Source organism: Paenibacillus sp. GSMTC-2017 (assembly GCF_016019935.1).
Taxonomy (GTDB): Bacteria; Bacillota; Bacilli; order Paenibacillales; family Paenibacillaceae; genus Pristimantibacillus.
On record NZ_JAECMT010000003.1, the window covers coordinates 776,646 to 800,035 of the forward strand.

Consider the following 23,390-nt stretch of genomic DNA (forward strand, 5'->3'; position numbering starts at 1 on the left):
TTACGAATATGAGCGTACTTAGTGCACAGGGAATTGGCAAAGTATATAGCAGTAAAGGTAATGTCGTATATAAAGCATTAGAAGATATAGATTTGCAGGTGGAGGCTGGCGAGTTTGTTGGGGTTATGGGGCCATCAGGTAGTGGGAAGACCACACTTCTAAACTTATTATCGACGATTGATCGTCCAACTTCGGGACGAATAGAGATTAACGGTATTGATCCGACGAAGCTGACTGATAACAAGCTCGCATTGTTTCGTCGACGTGAATTAGGATTCGTCTTTCAGGACTTTAATTTGCTCGATACGTTATCCATTAAGGAGAACATTATCCTTCCGCTCGTGATGGAGGGAATGGCTCCCAAAATTATTGAGCAAAAACTAAAGCCGATTGTCGACCTGCTTTCAATCGAAGGTATTTTGGGGAAAAGAACGTATGAAGTATCGGGAGGACAGAAGCAACGCGCCGCAATTGCTCGTGCAATTATCCATCAGCCGTCACTTGTACTAGCGGATGAGCTTACAGGGAATTTGGATTCCAAATCTGCCAAAGACGTAATGGACTCGCTTAAAGAGATGAATGAACGTCTCAAAGCTACAGTACTAATGGTAACTCATGATCCGTTCTCTGCAAGCTATTGTCAGCGAATCGTGTTCATTAAAGATGGCAGGTTCTTCTCAGAAATTCGCCGCGGTTCTAATCGCCAGGCTTTCTTCCAGCAAATTTTGGATGCATTAAGCGTGTTGGGAGGCAATTTCGATGACGTTCCGTTCGCTCGCACTTAGTAATATTAGGGGCAATTGGCGTTCTTACAGCGCATTTTTTCTTAGCAGTGTTTTTTCTGTACTTATCTTTTATGTATATGCGGCATTCATCTCGCATCCAGATGTATTGAGTGGAGTTATAATTGGTGCTGACAAAGTTCGCCAGGGCATGCAATTTTGTCTATATCTCATTATCATCTTTTCGTTCATGTTCATTTTGTATTCCAACTCGGCTTTTCTTAAAACGAGAAAGCAGGAATTCGGACTATTTTCATTATTTGGAATGACAAAGTCACAGCTTAGAAAGCTAGTTATTTACGAAAATATCGTCATTTCAATATTAGCCATTTCGGTTGGTATCGGTCTCGGTATTTTGTTTAGTAAACTCTTTTTTATGGCATTAACTGCACTTCTTGGTTTAAATAAAACGATAGCGTTCGTTGTACCGATGAAAGCGGTATGGATGACAGCAGGTGGATTTTTTGCACTGTTTATGATCATTTCGATTTTGACAGTACTGAAAATGAGACGTGTTGAAATTATTGAGTTACTTAGAGCTTCCAAACAACCAAAAGGTGAACTTAAATATTCGCCTTGGCTCGTTGCTATAGGTGCAATATGCCTCATAGCGGGTTATGGCATGGCAGTTATTATGACTAGCTATACGTTTATCGTATTTTCTTTGCCCATCTTAATTACAGTAGTCGCTGGAACGTATTTCTTATTTACTCAATTAAGTATTGTTGTTCTTCGATGGGTGCAAAATCGCCATAGTATTTATTACAAACGTACAAATATGCTTATATTTGCTCAATTAGGCTATAAAATAAGAGACAATGCCCGCATTTTATTTGTTGTCTCCATTATGAGCGCGGTTATTATGACAGCTATGGGTACAGTTTACATTATGCATATATGGACTAAACAAGGCATAGTAGAGACTTCCCCGTATACGATAGGTTATGTTGAAGAAGGTTTGCATACCCATCAAGTGATGAATCCTGATGAAATGCGCACTATTTTGAAGAAGGACAATGTTGCAGTCAAACACGAGGCTAAAGTTATTGGAATAGGTCTTAAACATTATTCGGTTAATTTTGATGATGGTACTACATTAGGTAGTCCAGAAGATGCTAAATATAAGTTAAATGCAATGATCATTTCTGCAACAGATTACAATAAGTTAGCTGCTCTTCAAGGTAAGCAGACTTTGACAGTAGAGAGCGGCAAGCTGATTGCACTATATCCGAATTTTGATAAGCTGGCACATGGATCAGGCGAAGCAATTGGGAAAATAAATGACAAGAGGGTACAGCTGCCGGTAGAAAGATCAATCAATGATAGAGTAATAAGCAATTGGATTGATTCTAACGGAACAACTTTTGTAATGGATGATTTAACTTATTTGAATCTTTTATCGAATATTTCTGAGGACAAGCAATTAGTGTTTTATGGCTATGAGCTTTCGAATTGGGAAAATGCTGCACCGACCGTAGAGAAGATAGCTAAACTGATACCGGACGAGATGAAATTTGAGAGTGATCTAAATCGGTCTATCCAATATAAAGACACTAAGGAAATGGTGTCCCTCACATTATTTATTGGTATGTTTATTAGCTTATTGTTCTTTATTGCAGCAGGGAGCATGATCTACTTCAAACTTTTTACCGAAATCCAAGAGGATCAAGCTCAGTTCAAAGGATTGTTTAGAATTGGTATGACACGTAAGGAAGTTCGGCGGATCGTAGTCTCTCAAATCGCGATCATTTTTTATCTGCCTTGTATCGTGGGTATTAGTCATGCCTTATTCGCAATGGTGTCACTCGACAATATGATGATGGCGTCAAATTGGAGCTATTCCTTTGTTGTCATCGGCATTTATATAGCGATGCAGACTATTTATTTCCTACTTGCTAGTAATAGCTATATGAAAAGTATGCTTCGTGGTACTAATGCATAACGATTTAGGACTGTTTCACAAGGTAAAGGCGCTCACCCGAAAGTAGATCACTCTACATAGGGCGATGCGCCTTTTCTTATATGTATGGTTTCGTTTCTTTACAACCTACCGAAAAAACGAAGCATCGCTTTAATCATCTGTTCTCTACCAATAGGTCCCCAAGGGTCCCATTCTCTACTGTCGGGATAATACACCCGACTCTCTTTAACCGCCTTAAGTTCCTGCCATCTAGGGTCAGCTGAGAATTCATTGACATCGGGTTCCTCACTCCAAATAATTAATAGTTGATCAGGATTGAGTTCGACCAAATGATCAAAAGCATCATTCATGTATGAGCCATGAGTGATACGTTTATCAGGCTTAAACTGTAGACGTTTATAAAAAAGTTCTGTGAATGCATGATCTTTAACACCGTACAGTCTACAGTTTCCGGGAAGCAGTCTAACAATTGTCCACTTTCCTTCCTTTGTAACGGCCTCTAACTTACGTCTTGCTTCTTGCTCGATTAAAGTTAATCCTCTAATGACTCTTTCCGCCTCCGCTGTTCGGTCAAGATGCGAGGCAATGTTGCGGAAATATTGCTCCCAACTTGTAGATTCGTCTATGAAAAATGCGCTGGAATCCTCTCCCCAATGTTTGTCACTTAGATCATCTTTCAGCCTCGTTCGTAAAATAAGATCAGGCGATAATCGAATGACATCGTTTGAACGGATTGGAGTTTCGGCGTTTAGGGGGATCGTACCGTCTAGTCGATCATGCAAATAGCTCGGAAAACCAGATGGTGTTGTGAAATAGTTTGGGTAACTTGGTGCTGCAATAGGAAGTATGCCTAGAGCTAACAAGTGATCTTGCAAAATAAGGCTACTAACGACGGCTACTTTGCGTTCACGTCGTTTCAAAAAAACGGAGGGTGATATTCCTTCCGTTTTCTTAAACACGCGGCTGAAATAAAGTTCGTCCTGATAGCCGACGGTAACGGCGATATCTCTTAATGCAGCATGTTTGTCAGACATAAGCTCCTTAGCTTTAAGCATGCGAAGCTGAGTTAAATAATTGCCTGGCGTTAGGCCGGTCATCTTCTTAAAAGCACGGCAATAGGAGCTTTGTGTCATACCTGCCAATTGAGGAAGCTCACTAATTTGTAAAGGTTTGGACAATCTTTGCTCCATATAACTAATTGTCGCTTGTACAGAGTCGTTCACATTTCTGCCTGGTGTTCGCTGATGAGCGTGTAAATGCAGCAGTAGCTCATAAAGGGTAAGCTGCTTACGCATAGAGCCTAATTCACCTTTTACACTCATGGCTTGTCTAAGATGAGAAAGTAGTGTGTCCGTTAGTGCAGATGCTGATTGATGCACAATGCCTCCACTATTAAGCAGAGATAAGCTTGTTGCAACCATTAGTTCGTTTTTCAAGTCGGATACATTATATTGAACGAGTGTGAGCTTAAGTGTGCTGCCTGGGTCGGCCATTAACTCATAACTGCACTCTTCCTTATGTATGAAAAAAAATGAACCTTCACTGAGAGGACTAGACATGTTGTCACCGAAAAATAACATGCCTATTCCACTATGTACAATACCAATTGTGGCATTATGGGGAACGATAGGCTCTGAACGAAAGCCTCCTTTATAATAAAGAGATTGAAGGTCAATAGGAAAACAAAACAGATAGGGGCTGTTATTCACACAAATACAGTCCTTTACAAAAGAAATAGTAGTCAACATAAGAAATCAATTGATAATTATTATCAGTTACAAGTGTAGCAATATTATCGTTTTGGGGCAACAGTTGTTTAGTTGACACTAATTTGAATATTTTGTCCATATGAATAAGACAATTTTGTGTATACAAAACAATTATGACGATCTGTACAATAAATGATGAAAATGATTATCATTCACAAGAGGTTGGGGGTTGTAACATTATTTTTAATCATTCAGTAAAGAAAAAGGAAAGCGATAATGCCAAACGCAATATCATGTGGCCGCTCCTGATTCTAGTCTTCATTTTATTAACTGGATGCGGTACAGCAAGTTCAGGCAATAAAGAAACGGTATCAGGAAATGCTGCACAGGGGAAACCTTCTGCTAATGAGAAGGGCGATCCTTTCGTCGATATTGCTCCAGCTGACATTACGGATATTCCAACAGCACTTGAGGAATTGTCCAGTCTAATTAAGTCATTCAAAGGCATCGTAGAATCGGATGACAAGGAAGAAGCAGTAAGGCAAGGGGAACGAATGGCGGCGGTCTGGAAAGCAATAAGCCAGGAAGTAGCAACAGTTCAAGCAGAGCAACATGATCAAATTAATAGGGATCTAGGTGCACTATTCGAAGCAGTTCATGCTAAAGAATGGGACAAGACAAAACTTATTGATCTTGATTATTCGCTCTACCAAGGGTTAAGAGATTTAAAACAAGCATTTCAAAAAGAATAGGATAGGTGATTGTGACAATGATTAACCGCAAAAAAGTACTATCATTTGTATTGAGTCTTGCACTTATTGTATCGCTTGTACCAGCAACTGCAGCAACTGCAGCAGCTAAAAAAATTAATGTAACGATTGATGGCAAGGGTCAGAAATTTGACGTTAGCCCTAAAATTGTAAATGGTCGTACAATGGTTCCTTATCGTGCAATTGCTGAAGCTTTGGGCGGTAAAGTAAAGTTTGATGTTAAAACGAAAAAAGCAACAATTGTAAAAGGCAAACAAACGGTTGAACTTACACAAGGAAGCAAAAATGCAAAAATTAACGGGGCTGCTGCTACTTTGGAAGCTGCACCAGTTAATGAAAAAGGTAGCCTTCTTGTACCTTTACGTTTTGTTGGTGAGTCACTAGGCGTTTGGGTAAACTGGAACAATAGCTCATCTACTGCTGTACTTGAAACGAAACGTTCGTTCAAACATGAGTTTGGTACTGCACAACTTAACGGCGTTCCTAAACGTGTTGTAGTATTGTACAACGGAGCAGTAGACACTTCTGTAATGTTAGGTATTAAACCAGTAGGTGCTGTTGAATCAATCGTTCAACAACCATTCTATGAATATATCCGTCCACAACTAAAAGGTGTTAAAGTGCTTGGTGACGAAGCTCAACCAAACCTTGAGGCGATTGTAGCTCTTAAGCCGGATGTTATTATTGCATCAAAATGGCGTCATGAAAAAATTTATGCACAATTAAGTAAAATTGCTCCAACAGTTGTAACGAAAGAGTTTACTGACTGGCAAGAAAGTGTTGATGTTATTTCCAAAGTAACGAACAAAGAAGATGTTGCTGCTAAGTTTATGGCTAGCTGGAAAACTAATGTAGCTGATTTCAAGAAAAAAATCTCTGCTAAAGATCTAAATTCAACAATTTCTATTATTCGTGTTAACCCGAATGGAAGCGCACGTGCTTACTATAGCGGATTCGCGTTCTTGATCTTCAAAGAGCTAGGATTCAAATCGCCTGCGGCACAAACTAAATTTGCAAAAGAAAAAGAAACAGATATTATTCCAGTTACTTCAACTGAGCAAATTGGTTTGCTTGATGGAGATTATATCTTCGATTTCACAACTGATTGGGAAGGTGACGGAGCAATCTACCAACACCAAAAAACGTGGACAAGCAGTGAGCTTTGGAAAAACCTTAAAGGTGTTAAAGCTGGAAACTACTACAAAGTTAATGCTGTAACTTGGAACCTGTCTGCAGGTCCACTTGCTGCACAACGTATGCTTGATGATCTTTACTTCTACTTCGGATTGGAATAGTATTTTTACTGGAGTAATGTGCTTGGATATGAATGTTATTTAAAAGCACGAGAGAATGGGCCTTTTAGGCTCATTCTTTTCGTCTATATTTATAACCCGGAAGGGAAACAGAACTTAACATGGGACAATTAGCAAAAGGAAATTTATATCGAGTGATTGGACTTTTTATTAGTGTATTTGTGTTAGTCGTAAGTTTTTTGTGCAGTATTAAATTTGGTTTTTATCCAATTAGTTGGCAAGATATTATTCATACATTCACAAACTATGATTCTAGTAATAATGAACAAATCGTTGTACGTACTGCCAGATTGCCACGTGCATTAATTGCAACAGCAGTTGGAGCAAGTCTTGCTCTAGCAGGTGCTATTTTGCAGGCGGTTACACGAAATGCGATGGCATCACCAAGTATATTAGGTATTAATGCAGGTGCTTCAGTTGCTATCGTCTTTGCTATTACGATGCTGAAGATTAGTGATGTAGATGTACTAACATGGATTGCATTTGCTGGAGCGGCAATGGCGTCAGTTTGTGTGTATGTACTTGGTTCTATGGGTAAGGGAAGTTTGTCTCCGCTGAAAATTATTTTGGCAGGAGCAGCTATGACAGCTTTCTTTTCTGCAGGGACACAAGGGATGCTTGTGCTTAATGAAAATGGACTACAAGATGTTATGTTTTGGCTCGCTGGATCTATTGCAGGAAGAACGATGGAATCGTTCCTGCCTGTACTTCCTTATTTAATTATCGGCGGGCTCGGTGCTGTCCTTATGTCTAGACAATGGAATGTATTGTTAATGGGCGAGGAATCTGCTAAGGGACTTGGTCAGAACATTATTTCTGTGAAAATAATAGCAGCTCTGCTAGTCGTACTGCTCGCTGGTGGTTCAGTTGCTGTATCAGGACCAATTGGGTTAGTAGGCATTATCGTCCCGCATATTGCTAGAAAAATTGTGGGCTTGGATTATCGCTGGCTTATTCCATACAGCGCATTATTTGGTGCTATTTTGCTGTTGCTTGCTGATATAGCTGCAAGGTTTATTTCATTCCCATTAGAAGTCCCGGTTGGATTAATGACCGCAGCTATAGGAGCGCCATTCTTCATCTATCTTGCTAGAAAGGGGATGAAGAAAAAATGAGTAAAAGCAGAATCCGTTATGTGATGGGTTTATCATTATTGTTAGTCGCTCTGTCCGCCGTATATTTAATGTTAGGTGATCAATTCATTGCTCCTATGGATGTGTGGAACGCATTATTAGGAAAGGGTGATGGAGAGCAAATTTTTATTGTACAGACGTTACGGGCTCCGCGTTTAATTATTGGATTACTAATCGGCGTTTCACTCGCGGTATCCGGTGCTATATTGCAATCTATCGTTCGTAATCCGCTCGCAGCTCCAGATGTTGTAGGTATTACAGGTGGTGCTTCTGCGGGGGCTGTTTTATTTTTAACTCGCTTTCCTGGTCTGTTTAGTGTTCACCTATTGCCGATCCCGGCTATGGTAGGTGCATTAATTTCAGCGTTAGTTGTATATTCACTTTCTTGGAAAGGTGGCGTTAGCTCGAATCGGCTTGTACTAGTTGGTATTGGGGTGGCGGCAATTCTTTCTGCAATAACTTCATACCTACTAATCTTTAGTCCAATTTATTCTGCGACAGCCGCATATATATGGCTGACAGGAACGGTATATGCGACTACATGGACTAATGTGATAACGTTGTTGCCTTGGACTGTAGGACTGCTCATTATTGTTGGACTAACAACTCGCCATGTTCATGTTCAGCTGTTAGGAGATGAGCTTGCTACAGGACTTGGCAGTGCGGTACAGCGTCATCGTTTCCTCCTGCTTCTTCTTAGTGTTGGGTTAGCGGGATCAGCAGTTTCAATTGGCGGTGTTATCGGATTTGTTGGACTTATGGCACCGCATATGGCCCGGAGATTAATTGGGCCAGTAATGAACCGAGTATTGCCGGTAAGTGCACTTATAGGAGCTATTCTTGTTGTGGCAGCGGATCTTATTGGCCGTGTAGCCTTTCTTCCGCATGATATTCCAGTAGGCGTATTTACTGCTGCGATAGGCGCTCCGTTCTTTATTTATTTACTATATCGCTCTCGAAATCAAGGTTAGTCTGTTCTCGTTTATATTTGCTACACAAAAATGCTCCATTGTCTCTTTAGACAATGGAGCATTTTTGTGTTAACAGCTACTTGCTGGCGTCGAACTTCACTTCAATATGGAGCACTTCGGAACGACTCCCGATACGAATAGGCGGCCCCCAGAAGCCGAAGCCGGAAGAAACGAAAGCATTCAGATTTTTTATTCGTTTATAGCCAAAGTCTAGTGGGAATATACGTTTCGTTATCAGATGATTTGGCATCATCTGTCCCCGATGTGTATGACCTGATAAGCTAAGGTCAATACCGTTGTCAGAAGCTACAATAATGTCGGATGGCTGATGATCTAACATGATCAGGGGTAAAGTAGTGTCAAGTGGTGCTAGGAGATCAACGATTGATTTCCTGCCATTAACTCCAAAACTTGCTGCGGCCTTGTCTTTCCGCCCGATAATAATAAAACTATCGTCAATCACTACTGTTTCATCCATTAATACTCTGATGCCTATTGCTTCTAACGTCTTAACAAATTCGGGAACCTTCTTACCGATATACTCATGATTACCTGTAACTGCGAACACACCGAGTGGAGCTTTAAGTTGACCGAGCTTGGCTGACATTCCTTTTTGCAGGAAGGGTGTTAGATCATCATCCAAAATATCTCCCGGTAACAATATAATGTCTGGTTTAATTTCATTAACCTTTGCAACTAATCGATCGATATGGTTGTTGTCTATAACAGTGCCTAAGTGGAGATCTGAGGCCATTGCGATTCGGAGAGAATCTCGATTACCTGCTGATTTCGCAATAGTTGCTTCATAATGACGAATGACAGGACTCCATGCATTTCTAGAGCCAAGCAATAAAATTCCGAGAAGTAGCAGTAGAACGGCTCCTCCAACACCTATCAAGTAGATTTCTTTCGAAACACCGGCCCATTTTAACAACAGTGCTGTGATGTTGGCGACTGGTAGAAGTAAGACCCCGAATTGCACAATAGCAAACCAATAGGAGCCAATGAGCTTCAGTAGTTCTGCGATTGGTCTTAACCACGTGGATTGTGTTGCACGTCCTATTAAATAGGCTAGCGCTAGAATGATGATAAGGATAGTATAAGTCGCCGATTGTTCCAGCCCGCTTATTTCGGAGAGGAACAACCAACCGTTCCAGCCGATGTACGCAGAGATCCCGCCGTATATAGAGAGGAAGATAATAATTGATGCTGTAATGCGAAGCTTCATAAGGGATGTATGCTCCTTCTTTATGCTGGAATAATAACGATAAGAAACTGAAACTACTATAGCATATTTGAAGAATAGGAACCAAATCTGCTAGATTGATAAACTTGTAAGGTAAATCGATGGTTCGATTATGTATAGGGCTTTATACTCAAAATAATCAATTGTTTCAGGAGGTTATTATGAATCGTTTAGAACTTAGAGATCGAATCGATGAATTAGATTATTTAAGAGGATTCGCTCTGCTTGGCATTTTGTTATTGAATGTTATCTCACTGCTCAAGATCCCTGTTCCACAGCCCGATTCAATGGGTGAGACGTATCAGCGAATGCTTTATTTGTTTGGGGAAGCTCGCTTTTTTAGCATTTTTTCATTTCTGTTTGGGATTGGGTTTTATATGTTCATTTCTAGAGCAAATGATAAAGGACACAATGGTATGTTGTTATTTCTAAGGCGAATTCTTGTCATGTTTGTATTTGGAATTATTCATTCTTACTTTCATCCAGGGGAAGCACTTGCAATTTATGCTGTATGTGGTCTGCTTTTGCTTCCTATGTTTAAGGTGAAGCGCCCAATTAACTTAATAATAGGGATTATACTTATGGTTTTATTTTCGTATACAGGTTCAAAAGTGTTGTTGCCTCTTCCTTTTATATTGTTAGGAATTGCCGCAGGTCAATATGGTGTTTTCGAACAATTAGCTAAACGACGTAAAGTATTAATCATTGTTACGTTAATTATGGCTTCAGTAGCAGCAGCAAGCTTAGTTTATCAATATCAACAAGCACCAACTGCACCATTCCAACCTTATGCTGTTGCAGGTACGGGTGATCCTATTATTGAGCAAGCGAATTTGTATATGAAAATAGGGATATGGAATAGTGCAATTGTATCTTTTGCTTATGCTGGCATTTTGCTTATGCTTCTACAAGCAAGATGGTTTCGCAAGCTGCTTTTTCCAATGAAAGCTTTAGGACGTTTGGCGCTTACTAACTATATTGGACAAACCGTGTTAGTACTCGTTGCAGGACATTGGCTTAATCTTATCGGAAGTATTGGGCTATTCGAGTCTTTAGTACTGTGTGTAGGTATCTATATTTTCCAAATGTTGTTTAGTGTCATTTGGCTGGAATATTTCGTTATGGGCCCTTTAGAATGGATATGGAGAGCTGCAACATATTTACAATGGCCGCCACTCCGTAGGCAGAAACGTATGATGAACGGATAAGATGGTCGTTGCATGGGTTATAGGCTTATGGTATCTTGTCACCATAACGCAAGAGGATTGGGGAGTAGGACAGAATGAAAGTATTAGTACTTGCAGAGAAGCCAAGTGTTGCAAAAGAAATTGCAAGAGTACTTGGTTGCGGAGCGAAACAGAAGAGCTACTTTGAAGGACCGAAGTACGTTGTCACATGGGCACTGGGACATCTAGTTACATTAGCAGAGCCGGAAGAATATGATAAAAAATTTCAAACGTGGAACTTAGAAGATCTCCCACTGCTACCGAATAAGATGAATTTGAAAGTGATGAAGGAAACATCTCATCAATTCCGTGCGGTTTCCCAGTTATGTAAAAGGAATGATATTGGAGAGTTAATTATAGCTACAGATGCGGGCCGAGAAGGGGAGCTTGTTGCACGCTGGATAATGGAGCTTGTCCACTGGAAGAAACCATTTAAACGATTATGGATTTCGTCGCAGACCGATCAAGCAATTAAAGATGGCTTCAAATCGGTGAAGCCTGGTCGAGACTACGATAATTTGTATACTTCAGCAGTATGCCGAGCAGAAGCAGATTGGTTAATCGGACTTAATATGACGAGAGCTCTTACTGTTAAATATAACGCGCAATTAGCAGCTGGGCGAGTTCAAACGCCAACGTTGTCGATGCTAATGAATCGCGAAAGTGAGATTGGTGGGTTTCAATCGCAGCCATATTGGACTATTGGGGCTAATTTCAGTAGTTTTTCAGCAGTATGGCGTCAGAAGGATGGTCATGACGGGAGATTATGGAGTCGCGAAGAAGCGGATAAGGCCGCGGCTAGAGCTAAAGCGGCTGGTACAGCTAAGGTGGAGCAACTCCGTACTTCGGAGCGGGCTGAGCCGCATCCAGAGGCGTATGATCTCACTGAGCTGCAACGTGATGCTAATAAGCGTCTTGGTTTTTCTGCTAAGCAAACTTCGAACGTCTTGCAAAAGCTGTACGAACAGCACAAGCTGGTTACTTATCCGCGAACGGACTCACGTCATTTGACGAGTGATATGGTTCCTACACTAAAAGGACGTCTTGAGAGTGTTGCTGTGGGGGCATATGCCCCGCTAGCTCGAAAGGTGCTTCGTTCTGGGTTGCAAGTGACAAAGCGATTCGTAGACAATAGCAGAGTTACTGATCATCATGCCATTATTCCTACTGAGCAATATGTAAATTTAAACGCGCTCACGAATGATGAAAGACGATTATATGATCTTATCGTTAGACGATTTATATCATTGTTTTATGGGCCATATCGCTACGATGAAACGAATGTCACACTGCTAGCTGATGGGGAAAGGTTCTATACGAAGGGTAAGATCGAAAAGGATATCGGCTGGAGAGAGGTTTACCAGGGAAATAGCGGATCGCTTTATAATGATACAGATGAAGCAGGCGAGGGAGATGCGGGCAATGCTGGGGCGGCTCGTCAGTCGGCACAGAAGCTGCCATCCCTTCAAATTGGTCAATTAATTCCTGTTAAGCAGACCGAGGTTAAGGAGCTTCGGACACTGCCGCCAGCTCGATATACGGAAGCAACGCTTTTGACACAAATGGAGAAGCATGGTCTGGGCACACCTGCTACTCGTGCGGACATTATAGAAAAACTTATAGCTACAGATACGATTGAGAGAATGCGAAATACACTCGCTCCAACAGGTAAAGGCAAGCAACTCATTGAGCTTGTCGTTGATGAGCTGCGAAGCCCTGAACTTACTGCACGTTGGGAGAGTGAGCTTGAGCGAATTGCGCAGGGCAAGGGAGATGCGGAGGCGTTCATGCGCAATATTCGTGAGCAGGCATCTAAGTGGGTCGCTGAGGTGAAAAGAGAAACAAAGGAATATAAACCACATAACCTTACAGGTTCTATTTGCCCGGATTGCAGTAAACCATTGCTCGAAGTGAAAGGGAAGCGGGGTAAGTCACTCGTATGCTCCGATCGGGAGTGTACATATCGAAGAGCTGCAGAACCTGTGTTGCTTAATAAGCGTTGTCCACAGTGTCATAAAAAGATGGAAATGCATACCGGCAAAGCCGGAAAGTATGCACAATGTAGACCTTGTAACGTTATCGAAATGTTAGGAGACAAGGACGGAGGTCGTATGAATCGCAGAGAACAGCAGAAGCTTGTACAACAATTTAGCGATAGTACACCGCTCGCAAATAGTTTAGCGGATAAGCTTAAGGCTGCTCTAGAGAAAAAATCTGATTAGAAATAAATCATAAGCCTCATTATCGACATTCATCCAAGAAGGTTGGCCTTTTCCACCATATAATAAGGATGAAGCGATGGTAAAGGAGTGCGGCTGATTTGACCAATCATAATCATGATGGAAGACAACTTGCAAGCAAATGGGAGAAGACAGAGGCGCTACTTTCACACCCGTCTCTTGTCCCTCACATTCCGCCCACTAGTCGATTTTCTGCTCCGCAACTGCGGAGTATGCTGGAGAGACACGGTACGGTCGTTATAAAGCCTGTCGTTGGATCAGGCGGCAAAGGTGTAATAAAAGTATCAAAGTCCGGAAATGGGTTCTCATACACGCATTATGAACGAACAGTATCCTATTCAAACTTTGATGGTCTAGTGATGGCATTGCTTCAGAAGATGGGGCAAAAGAGTTATTTGATTCAGAAAGGGATTTCACTTGCAACTGTGAACGGTCGACCGATTGATTACAGAGTAAAGTATGTGAAGTCTTTTAATCGCTGGGAATATCGCGCTTTGGTTGGACGAATCGCTAGATCGGGGTTATTTGTCACTAATCTTAGCCAAGGTGGCGATATGGTGCTGGCCGGACAAGGCATAAAAGCTTCGCTCGGACCCTCTTACGTCAAAGTGAAAAAGCGTGAGATGAGGGAGCTAACAGTAATTTCTACGAGAGTATTGGAACAGAGATTTCCTGGGATAGTCCAACTAGGTTTTGATTATGGAATTGATAGACAAGGGAAGATATGGATTTTTGAAGTAAATACCCGCCCACATTGAGTTTTTGCTTTTTTTATCGTATTGTTCCTGTAAATCAAAACGATGTATAAATAAGAGGATCGTCTTATTAGGTTTAAGTAACCTGGGCGATCCTTTTTACGTTCAGACCGTAATATGGACTTAAAATTAATGCCTTATTGCTCAGACAAGCTAGTTAACGACGTTAAAATATTCCATTAATAGGAAAGTGGAATGCCATTAAAGTTTTTTATTGATTTTCCGCGATAAAAGGATGTGGATAACCATATCCACATTATCCACGCCGTTTTTCCTAGTAATTCCAGATCTATTCACATCCAATTAACAGAATATCCACATACTGATGTGCATAACAGGGTCTGTTGTTTAGGTTCTACTTTGCATGATACACTAAAAACTGTAAATAAGAGGCATTTGGAAGGAGGGGGCATGATGGATCATCTATCGGATGAACTTCTTGTTGATACCTATTATGCAGCTATAGAATTTAAGCTGGAACCGGATTTCATACGTATGCTTGCAATTGAGTTGAAGCGTAGAAACGTCGATTTATCCGCTCAACGACACTCGGCTTAAATAAACCTCCTTAGAGGTCTGACACTTCGAGCAATAGATGATGTGACAGCATGTAGCCTCTGACTCCATCGTTTTCAACTGGCTTAATTGACCTTCCGCAATTTGTTCGTATGGCGCATATGGACTAGTATAATCCGATAAACGACCACAATCCGTTACGTTACCTCCACAAGAGATACAGCAACCTTGATAGTCTTCAATTCCGTTGCACACTGGGCAAAACATAAGGGTACCCTCCTCGGCGCGTATAGAACGAAATCAGTTCATCATTCCGCTTGGCCAAGCTTAGGATACCCTTATGAAATCATTTTATGAGAAAATGGCAGTCAGTTATAACTTCATGTTACTGCTATGACCTGGTGATAGTTTAGCACTTGGATCAACATATACTTTTGCATTATTGATTGCAGTTGGTGCTTCGCCGAACCCTACCGCAATTAGCTTCAGCTTACCAGGATAAGTTGTAATATCGCCTGCGGCGAATATGCCAGCAATGTTCGTTTCCATACGTGTATCGACAACAATGGAGCCACCTTGGATTTCAATACCCCACTCTGCAATTGGTCCTAATGAGGATACAAAGCCAAAGTTGACAATAACAGCATCAACCTCGATTTCTGTCACTTCTTGCGTCTTCACATGAGACAATGTCACTTTTGTAATCTGCTCGTCTCCATGTAGAGCTGTAATTTCGGTTGGAGTTATCACTTTAACGCTTGAATTTAATAAGTTTTCTACACTATGTTCGTGCGCCCGAAACTTATCACGACGGTGAATAAGTGTAACGCTCTTAGCAATTGGCTCTAGCATGAGAGACCAGTCTACAGCAGAGTCGCCTCCACCACTTATAAGTACTCTCTGATCTTTAAAGCGTTGTAGATCACCTACAAAATAATGAAGATTTTTGCCTTCGAATCTTGAAGCTTCTGGAAGCTCTAGCCTGCGAGGCTCAAAAGCGCCCACACCGGCTGTGATGATGACGGCTTTTGCATAATGTGAAGACGTAGCTGTTTTTACTTCAAACAGTCTCTCGTCATGCTTAATAACATCAACTACTTTTTCCTCTAAACAAATCTCTGGTTTAAAGAGATCAATTTGTTCTTTCAGTCTATCCACTAATTCCTGTGCAGTCACTTTAGGGAAACCTGCAACGTCATATATATATTTCTCAGGATAGAGCGCAGCAAGCTGCCCTCCTAACTGTGGCATACTTTCGATAATTTTGACCGAAGCCTGACGCATACCCCCGTAAAATGCAGCGAACATTCCAGCTGGTCCGCCACCGATAATAATAATATCGACTGTGTTTATGGATGGTTCAGTGTTTGACAATGCTAGCACCTCCAAAGATTTAAAGTTCACCTAATCAATTATAAACTTTCAACTGCCAGGATGGAAATATATAAATATCACAATGTTCCAAAGTTTTTTGTATAAATAACTATTGAACTTTTCGTGAAATGTCTGTAATATGTCTGATGTATGTAACAGTTAAATGCGGTTCGTCCAATTGGCGAAAGTTGTCGGAATAACAAAATGATCACCAATTGTTTTTCGTCATAAAAGTGCAACGCTAAGAGCAAACTCTTACTAACATCATAATTTTGTGGATTTGATTGTGTAATTTTTCACAATGTTTGTTAAGCGAACTCGCCCTGTAAGCGAGGGATTTTTTATATCGCCAATCAAAAGTAAATAAGGAATGGATGGGATTCTACGATGAGCAACATACCAAAAATTGTTATTCTTGGTGCGGGCTATGGCGGCGTACTTACGGCGCTTCGGTTACAAAAAGAACTAAATTATAACGAAGCTGACGTAACACTAGTCAACAAACATGACTATCATTACATTACGACGCATCTTCATATGCCAGCTGCAGGTACTGACAACCCAGAAAATGCACGAGTTAGCATCTCTAAGCTGATTGATGAATTTAAAATTGATTTTGTGAAATCAACAGTTGTACAAATTCGCCCTCAAGACAAGAAAGTCATTCTTGAAGACGGAACATTGTCATACGACTATCTTGTAATTGGTCTTGGCGGGGAGCCGGAAACTTTCGGTATTCCAGGTCTAGCTGAACATGCGATGAACATTCGAAGCATCAACTCTGTTCGCCTAATCCGCGAGCATATCGAATATCAATTCGCACGTTTCAAACGCGAGCCGCACCGTACAGATTATTTGACATTTATCGTTGGCGGCGCTGGTTTCACAGGTATTGAATTTATAGGTGAACTTGCTGATCGAATCCCTGAACTATGCAAGCAATTCGACGTAGATCCAACGTTAGTGAAAATCTACAACATCGAAGCAGCTCCAACTGCATTGCCAGGTTTTGATCCTGAGCTAGTTGAATACGGTATGGATGTATTGACTAAAAAAGGCGTGACATTCCGTATTGGAACTGCAATTAAAGAATGTTCACCAGAAGGTGTAATTGTAGGTGAAGGCGAAGAAATCAAGTCCGCAACTGTTATTTGGACTGGTGGTATTCGTGGTAACCGTTTGATTGAAGAAGCTGGCTTTGAAACGATGCGCGGACGCGTTAAAGTTGATGAGTTCCTTCGTTGCCCAGGCAACGAAAACATTTATGTAGTTGGTGACAACTCATTAATGTTTAATGCTGAAGGTCGTCCATTCCCACCAACTGCACAAATTGCTATGCAACAAGGCGTTGTTTGTGCACATAACTTGGTTGCTTCGATTCGTAACCAACCACACAAAACATTTGTGTTCCAAAACAAAGGTACAGTTGCATCGCTTGGTAAAGGTGAAGCAATCGGTATCGCTTTCGGCAAAAAGTACAAAGGCCGTTTTGCAGCTTTCCTTAAAAAGCTGATTGATATTCGTTACCTGTTTATTATCGGTGGAATTCCTCTTGTTCTTAAAAAAGGGAAGTTCCTATAATGAGACATTGCAGCGTACAAGTCCGCGGCTTATTGACGAGAGATGAGCTTGATCGTTATAACGCCTTAATTGAGGTAGGTTCTTTTTTGGAATCCCAATCTCGTTATGACTTGGCCTATACGGTGCAGCAAGAAATTGACCGACTCATTCAACCAGCGATTGAAAGGTTGAAGGACAAGGGACGTGCTCGCGATAAAGCTACCCAAGAATATTTGGAAGCGAAGAAGCAGAGCGCTGAGGATAGCACCGAAGAGGAATAAATAAAAAAGGGCCTTCACGTTAATCGGCATAACTGCTGATGTCGTGAAGGCCTTTCATTATGTTAATGTGTTTAATTTATTCGCATACGGTTGGGAATTAAACAGACAAAAGTTCAGTAAACTTGTCTGCATCTAGGAAGTTACCGATATAGAAATCACCGAAGTCGCCGTATCTTGCGCTTACTTCATCAAAACGCATTTCATAAATTAACTTTTTGAATTGAAGCGCATCTTCTGCGAACAAAGTTACGCCCCATTCCCAGTTGTCGAAGCCGACAGAACCCGAAATGATCTGTTTTACTTTACCCGCATATTGGCGACCAATCATGCTGTGGCTGCGCATCATTTCACGACGAACATCCATTCCAAGCATGTACCAGTTGTCGTTGCCTTCACGGCGTTTGTTCATTGGATAGAAGCAAATATGTCTCCATTTTGGTAAGATTGGCTTCAATCTTGCAACGATTTCTGGATTTTCCATAGGATCAGAACCTGGTTTAGCCATGTAGTTGCTCAGTTCAACAATACTTACATAGGAATGAACAGGATATGTAAAGCTAGCGAAAGTCGTTTTATTGAAAGCTGTTTCTAGTGCATTCAATTCTTCTAACGTTTCGCGAAGATGCATGAATACGAAGTCCGCTTTTTGCCCTACAATAGAATAAACGGCAGTGCTACCAAGCTTCTCTTCTTCTAATTGTGACCATTGTCCAAGGAAAGTATGAAGCTCGTCCAAAGCGCGTGTGCGCTCGCTTTCATCGGCTAGGCGCCAAGCTGTCCAATCAATACTGCGGAAGTCATGAAGGGCATACCAGCCCTCTAATGTTTGTGCTGCTTCACTCATAGGGTATTGCTCCTTTCAAGTCCTTATAAAGGCTACTATTATTGTATCGTAATGGTTACAGGATGAGCAAATGACGGTCTTGTGACATTTGATTAGACCTAATTGACTTAAGTAATGGCTTTCATTAAACTAAATAACAGAGTAAGAAAGGGGTAATTTGGTCTATGATTGAGGTTGTCCAAATCATTATAGCGACTGTGCTATTTTTCGTCATGATGTTCGGTATTGGGTTTATTCTCAATATGTTGCTCAAGACGACTTATTTTCCCATTATTTTGTTCGTAATTGTTATCGTTGTACTTGCAATCTGGTCTCCTTGGGAAGATGCGGCTAATCCGACTTTGGATAATATCGGAACTTACACATTAGTGTATTATATCCCAATAACAGGTGCACTTATCGGTGCATATGTCAGTGGCTGGGCTATCCAAGCGTTACGCAAAGGCGGCTACAAAATGTTTTAATATGAAAATCCCTCATTCGGGGGATTTTTCTATTTTTCGACTCGCCATTATCCCTTAAATATATGTTAAAATGATAGAAAGAGAATAAGAGATGGGGGCGGTACGATGCGAATCAATCAATTAATGCAATTTACAGAACATCACCGTTACTACATTTTTCGGGATTTTTCGCTAAGCAGTCTTGATTATAAAATGTTATCTTTAATCTATCAGCCAATGATTGGCGCATTTGCAGTCTCTCTTTACCAACAACTTTATCATGGTATTGAGGAAGGTCGTTCCGGTTACTCAGAGCTGGAACCACAGCGTAAGTTGTTTCTTGGGCTTGGCCTTGAGATGAATGAGAAAAGCCGTCGATTTATTATTGAACAAACATCGAAGCTTGAAGCAGTCGGGTTGTTGCAAACTTCACGACTTGGTGTTCCCGAACAAGCTGACGTAATATATGAATACGAGTTGACAGCACCTTTGTCGCCTGCGGAGTTTTTCCGAAATATGCATCTTGCTATGTTACTTAGAGATAAAGTAGGCAAATATGCTGTTATTTCTCTCCGAGAATCTTTCGGAAGTAATGAGCCTGATGAACTAGCCCAAGCACAATTAACGAAAGAAAATATATCCGTTCCTTTTTATGAGCTATTTAAACTTAATATGCAGTCATTTGATTCCGAGTTAGAGCAAGCACTTACGGAAGTTGCACCTTCTCGTCAAGCATCAAATCGTTCAGAATTAGCATCTGCTGGCATTCCATATGGAGAAATTATTTTGCGTTTTCCGCGTAATTCGGCGAATAGGTCATATGTTGAGCGACTACGTAATAATCCCGAGGGTCTAGCTCAAGTTAATTATGTAGCTTACAAATACAGTCTTTCCGTCGTAAATGTTTGTCGCTTGCTGGATGAGGACGGCATATTCGGACATAATGGTGAAATCGAATTGGATGCGCTCCAGCTTCGAGCGAACCAATTATATCGTCAAGATAAGAAACGGGATGGAGAGCAACAGCGTAAGCTAGCAAATACAGCTGTCCATAATGACGAACCAGAAGAGCAAGAAGAGGAAGAAGAATTCGAAGTGCAAGAGCAGGACTATTTGCCTGTACCGAATCAATTGCAGGGCCGCTGCGATGTGCAACAATACAATATGTTAATGCGCAATGAGCCACATACACGTTATTTGAAACGATTTTTCCCCGGTGCGATTCCGGATTGGATAGAAAATGTGTTTGAACGTATCGACTTAAATTATCGATTGGCGACGCCAGTTATTAACGTCCTTATTCATTATGTACTAGGTGCAAACGATGCTGGAAGAGTTACGAAAACATTTATAGATGCTGTTGCTTCTAACATGCTAATGAAAGGGATAGACACTTTCGAGAAGGCTGTCCATTATGTAAGAGAGCAAGCTCAACTAGAACAGGACAAGCAGAAGCGCAAGGAAGCTGTAACTGGAGCAGTTGGAAGCGGTACTTACAATGGCGGAAGAAGCGGAGCAAGAGCAGGTGGAGCACGAAATGGAATTTCACGTAAGCCATCTATACCAATAGTAGCGGAAGATCAAGGTGCTTCTTCTGTATCTGCCGATGAGATGGAGGAGCTGCGTAAGCTCGCTCGTAAGTTAGACGGCAAATCTTAAAGACGAGGTGTGAAGATCTGTGGAATCACTAGGTGATCTGTTGAAAGCATGGCCCGGGGGAAGATCCCTGACGGAACAAGCGGGGAAAAAGCTGGCGGATCTCATGCAGGAACCCCTCGTTGAGAAACTTCGCTCCAAATATCCAGAGGTAGACGAGGAAGCTGTTCGCCTTAACTTGAACCGAGTATATCAGTACGTAACCGAATATAAAAATTGCTCCAATTGTCCCGGTCTTGATAAGTGCCCGAATGACTATGAGGGTCATTATACCCTCCTAAGCTCAGAAACATTAAACGGAAATGCGCAGCTATATGATCGTAAAGTAGCATGCAAAAAGTTTTTGGCAAAAGAGACAGAGGTAGCGATTCGTAGCCGAATACGCAGCTTTTATGTGGATGATGCGGCACTTCGCAGAGGATATTCTTCGGATGAAATATTGACTAATGATTTCGAACGGGCTAAAGCAGTTGGACAAATTTTACGATATATTGATCGGACGAAAGAGAATGGTTTAGGTCAAGAAGGGCTTTATTTAGCGGGGCGATTTGGTACGGGGAAAACATTTCTAATGTGCTACTTGTTGCAGGAACTAGCCAAAGTAGGTCATTCCGGCGTCATTGTATACATGCCAGATTTCGTAGAAGATTTGAAGGTATTGATGCATGAACCAAACAAACTGAAAGAGACGGTTGAGATGATGAAGGAAACCGATCTTCTCATCTTCGATGATATTGGAGCAGAAAATTTGAATCCGTGGGTGCGCGATCATGTGCTTGGCGCAATTCTCAACTACCGAATGGAACGCAAGCCAACCTTTTACACCTCTAACTACGAGCTTGAAGCGCTTGAGAAACATTTCAGTTTCACGAGCAAGGATGGGGATGAGTTACATAAAGGGCAACGTATTATGGATCGGATACGTCCTTATGTAGAGGTTGTAATGGTAACAGGTGAAAATAAGCGTGGTCGTAAATAACGGATTGGAAGTAATGGGTTGAAAATCAATTTAGAAGCGTTGTCTTGTTAGTAGAGTAATCTACCGTGGGCAACGTTTCTTTTTATTAGATAGATTTATTTTAGCTGCCATGGATCATGTAAACCGACAAATTCGGGTTAAAAGCCGAGCAGCGCTCCGCGCAGGCACTCTAACCCGACGAATTCGGGTTAATCATTCGTTATTTCCTCGTTTTCCTCCCTCGTTTACCTCTATCGTTAATCCTTTGAGAAACAGAAAGTTCAGCACATCAGTTAACTTAAAAAGCAAGGTTCTCACACGACTATCTAATCGGATTAGATAGTTGAAGAAAAGTGCTCTAGTGTAGTGGCTTGCTTGGACGTATAAAAGATTCTTATAACAAAATTAAATATTTTAAATTAAGTGTTGACTGGAATGGAGATCGCTGGTAATATTCTTTCATAACCAACTAATCAGGTAGGAATAATTGATTAATGACCGGACGAACCGGAGTTGACGAGGGCCCTAACCACATTAACCAAGGGGTGTAAAATAATGAAGAAAACTTCAGTTCGTATTCAGTCCATTTTACTCGTAATCATAATGACATTGGTACTTACAGCTTGCGGATCACAAGGTTCAAACAAAAATGCAGAGAAAAGTACTGATACACCGGCAGCGACAACTACGCCTTCAAGCTCACCAGCAGCTGAAGAGACGAAGAGCGAACCATTGCCACCAGTTAAACTTTTGAATGTATCGTATGACCCTACTCGTGAATTATATGTAGATTTTAATAAAGCATTTGCAGCTCATTGGCTAGCAGAAAAAAATCAAAAAGTTGAAATTGATCAATCACATGGCGGATCAGGCAAACAAGCGCGTACCGTTATCGATGGCTTAAAAGCTGATGTTCTTACGTTAGCACTTGGTTATGATATCGATGCTGTTGTGGAATCAGGTCTTTTGGGAGCAGATTGGCAGTCACAATTCGAACTTAACAGCTCGCCGTATACATCTACGATCGTATTCCTCGTACGTAAAGGCAATCCAAAAGGCATCAAAGATTGGAATGATTTGCTGAAAGATGGCGTTGAAGTCATTACTCCGAATCCAAAAACATCAGGTGGAGCACGTTGGAACTATCTTGCAGCTTGGGGTTATGCTTTGAAACATAACAATAATGATGAAGCAGCAGCTAAAGATTTTGTAACGAAACTATTTAAAAATGTACCGGTTCTAGATACTGGTGCTCGTGGATCAACAACAACGTTTGTTGAACGTGAAATTGGCGATGTATTACTTGCATGGGAAAACGAAGCTTACCTTTCGATTAATGAATTAGGACCAGATAAATTTGATATCGTATACCCTTCACTTAGTATTTTGGCAGAGCCTCCTGTAGCTGTTGTTGATAAAACGGTTGATGAACGTGGAACACGTGAAGTGGCAGAAGGTTACTTGAAATATTTGTACTCCGATGAAGGACAAAAAATTGCAGGTAAACACTACTATAGACCAACTAATCCGACAATTGCAGCTGAGTTCAAAGATCAGTTCCCTGCGTTAGAATTGCTTAGCATTGATAAGGATTTCGGCGGCTGGAAAGAAGCTCAAACAAAACATTTTGCTGATGGCGGAGTATTCGACCAAATTTACACACCAGGAGCTAAGTAATAGATTTCTGATAGA

The 23,390-nt window shown here is 41.2% G+C and carries 20 protein-coding genes; 16 read left to right on the forward strand and 4 right to left on the reverse strand.

Translation table 11 applies throughout. The annotated features are described in order from the left end of the window. Positions 1-8 precede the first annotated feature (8 nt). Complete coding sequence (locus I6N90_RS15550; protein WP_197936501.1) at positions 9-785, forward strand: ABC transporter ATP-binding protein; 777 nt, start codon at positions 9-11, stop codon at positions 783-785. Next, positions 760-2,724, forward strand: a complete 1,965-nt coding sequence (locus tag I6N90_RS15555) for an ABC transporter permease (protein WP_197936502.1) — start codon at positions 760-762, stop codon at positions 2,722-2,724. Before I6N90_RS15550 ends, I6N90_RS15555 begins: the two co-directional genes overlap by 26 nt. A gap of 98 nt (positions 2,725-2,822) precedes the next feature. Here the strand turns inward: I6N90_RS15555 and I6N90_RS15560 are convergent, their stop codons facing one another. Further along, positions 2,823-4,262: a helix-turn-helix domain-containing protein gene (locus I6N90_RS15560; RefSeq protein ID WP_197936503.1), complete on the reverse strand. Its 1,440-nt coding sequence runs from the start codon at positions 4,260-4,262 to the stop codon at positions 2,823-2,825. Between the two features lie 323 nt (positions 4,263-4,585). On the opposite strand from I6N90_RS15560, the gene I6N90_RS15565 reads away from it, so the two are divergent. The 4 genes from I6N90_RS15565 (at position 4,586) to I6N90_RS15580 (ending at position 8,599) form a co-directional block, all read left to right on the forward strand. Continuing rightward, positions 4,586-5,164, forward strand: coding sequence for a hypothetical protein (locus I6N90_RS15565; RefSeq protein ID WP_197936504.1), 579 nt, complete (start codon positions 4,586-4,588; stop codon positions 5,162-5,164). 17 nt (positions 5,165-5,181) lie between these two features. Continuing rightward, positions 5,182-6,477, forward strand: a complete 1,296-nt coding sequence (locus I6N90_RS15570; RefSeq protein ID WP_197936505.1) for a stalk domain-containing protein — start codon at positions 5,182-5,184, stop codon at positions 6,475-6,477. Between the two features lie 119 nt (positions 6,478-6,596). Next, on the forward strand, positions 6,597-7,610 hold the full coding sequence (locus I6N90_RS15575) for a FecCD family ABC transporter permease (RefSeq protein ID WP_197936506.1): 1,014 nt from the start codon (positions 6,597-6,599) through the stop codon (positions 7,608-7,610). Continuing rightward, positions 7,607-8,599 carry a FecCD family ABC transporter permease gene (locus I6N90_RS15580; RefSeq protein WP_197936507.1) on the forward strand — a complete coding sequence of 331 codons (993 nt, stop codon included), beginning with the start codon at positions 7,607-7,609 and terminating at the stop codon, positions 8,597-8,599. The genes I6N90_RS15575 and I6N90_RS15580 overlap by 4 nt, the downstream gene beginning before the upstream one ends. Before the next feature lie 76 nt (positions 8,600-8,675). Here the strand turns inward: I6N90_RS15580 and I6N90_RS15585 are convergent, their stop codons facing one another. Then, a complete protein-coding gene (locus tag I6N90_RS15585) occupies positions 8,676-9,827 on the reverse strand; it encodes a metallophosphoesterase (protein WP_197936508.1) in 1,152 nt (383 codons plus the stop codon). 179 nt (positions 9,828-10,006) lie between these two features. On the opposite strand from I6N90_RS15585, the gene I6N90_RS15590 reads away from it, so the two are divergent. The 4 genes from I6N90_RS15590 to I6N90_RS15605 all read left to right on the forward strand — a co-directional run bounded on the left by I6N90_RS15590 (position 10,007) and on the right by I6N90_RS15605 (position 14,624). Then, complete coding sequence (locus I6N90_RS15590) at positions 10,007-11,053, forward strand: DUF418 domain-containing protein (protein WP_197936509.1); 1,047 nt, start codon at positions 10,007-10,009, stop codon at positions 11,051-11,053. A gap of 74 nt (positions 11,054-11,127) precedes the next feature. Beyond that, complete coding sequence (locus I6N90_RS15595; RefSeq protein WP_197936510.1) at positions 11,128-13,293, forward strand: DNA topoisomerase III; 2,166 nt, start codon at positions 11,128-11,130, stop codon at positions 13,291-13,293. Positions 13,294-13,391: 98 nt separating this feature from the next. After that, positions 13,392-14,069 carry a YheC/YheD family protein gene (locus I6N90_RS15600; protein ID WP_197936511.1) on the forward strand — a complete coding sequence of 226 codons (678 nt, stop codon included), beginning with the start codon at positions 13,392-13,394 and terminating at the stop codon, positions 14,067-14,069. Between the two features lie 408 nt (positions 14,070-14,477). Next, a complete protein-coding gene (locus I6N90_RS15605) occupies positions 14,478-14,624 on the forward strand; it encodes a sporulation histidine kinase inhibitor Sda (protein WP_332262461.1) in 147 nt (48 codons plus the stop codon). Between the two features lie 330 nt (positions 14,625-14,954). Here the strand turns inward: I6N90_RS15605 and I6N90_RS15610 are convergent, their stop codons facing one another. Continuing rightward, complete coding sequence (locus I6N90_RS15610) at positions 14,955-15,956, reverse strand: NAD(P)/FAD-dependent oxidoreductase (RefSeq protein ID WP_197936513.1); 1,002 nt, start codon at positions 15,954-15,956, stop codon at positions 14,955-14,957. Between the two features lie 387 nt (positions 15,957-16,343). Between I6N90_RS15610 and I6N90_RS15615 the strand changes: the two genes are divergently transcribed. Together I6N90_RS15615 and I6N90_RS15620 are read left to right on the forward strand one after the other, a co-directional pair. Then, positions 16,344-17,537 (forward strand): NAD(P)/FAD-dependent oxidoreductase, encoded by a 1,194-nt coding sequence (locus I6N90_RS15615; RefSeq protein WP_197936514.1) that lies wholly within the window; start codon positions 16,344-16,346, stop codon positions 17,535-17,537. Continuing rightward, the gene (locus I6N90_RS15620; RefSeq protein WP_197936515.1) at positions 17,537-17,797 is read left to right on the forward strand and encodes a hypothetical protein; all 261 of its coding nucleotides are present in this window, start codon (positions 17,537-17,539) and stop codon (positions 17,795-17,797) included. The genes I6N90_RS15615 and I6N90_RS15620 overlap by 1 nt, the downstream gene beginning before the upstream one ends. 97 nt (positions 17,798-17,894) lie before the next feature. Here I6N90_RS15620 and hemQ read toward each other — a convergent pair whose 3' ends face one another. Next, complete coding sequence (hemQ, locus tag I6N90_RS15625; RefSeq protein WP_197936516.1) at positions 17,895-18,641, reverse strand: hydrogen peroxide-dependent heme synthase; 747 nt, start codon at positions 18,639-18,641, stop codon at positions 17,895-17,897. Between the two features lie 164 nt (positions 18,642-18,805). On the opposite strand from hemQ, the gene I6N90_RS15630 reads away from it, so the two are divergent. The 4 genes from I6N90_RS15630 (at position 18,806) to I6N90_RS15645 (ending at position 23,375) form a co-directional block, all read left to right on the forward strand. Then, positions 18,806-19,105 (forward strand): YuiB family protein, encoded by a 300-nt coding sequence (locus I6N90_RS15630; protein ID WP_197936517.1) that lies wholly within the window; start codon positions 18,806-18,808, stop codon positions 19,103-19,105. A 105-nt stretch (positions 19,106-19,210) separates the two neighbouring features. Next, entirely contained in the window at positions 19,211-20,743 is a 1,533-nt protein-coding gene (locus I6N90_RS15635; protein WP_197936518.1) for a DnaD domain protein, read from the forward strand. A gap of 19 nt (positions 20,744-20,762) precedes the next feature. Continuing rightward, positions 20,763-21,719 (forward strand): AFG1/ZapE family ATPase, encoded by a 957-nt coding sequence (zapE, locus tag I6N90_RS15640; RefSeq protein WP_197936519.1) that lies wholly within the window; start codon positions 20,763-20,765, stop codon positions 21,717-21,719. A gap of 534 nt (positions 21,720-22,253) precedes the next feature. Further along, positions 22,254-23,375: a sulfate ABC transporter substrate-binding protein gene (locus tag I6N90_RS15645; RefSeq protein WP_197936520.1), complete on the forward strand. Its 1,122-nt coding sequence runs from the start codon at positions 22,254-22,256 to the stop codon at positions 23,373-23,375. The last annotated feature ends 15 nt before the right edge of the window (positions 23,376-23,390 follow it).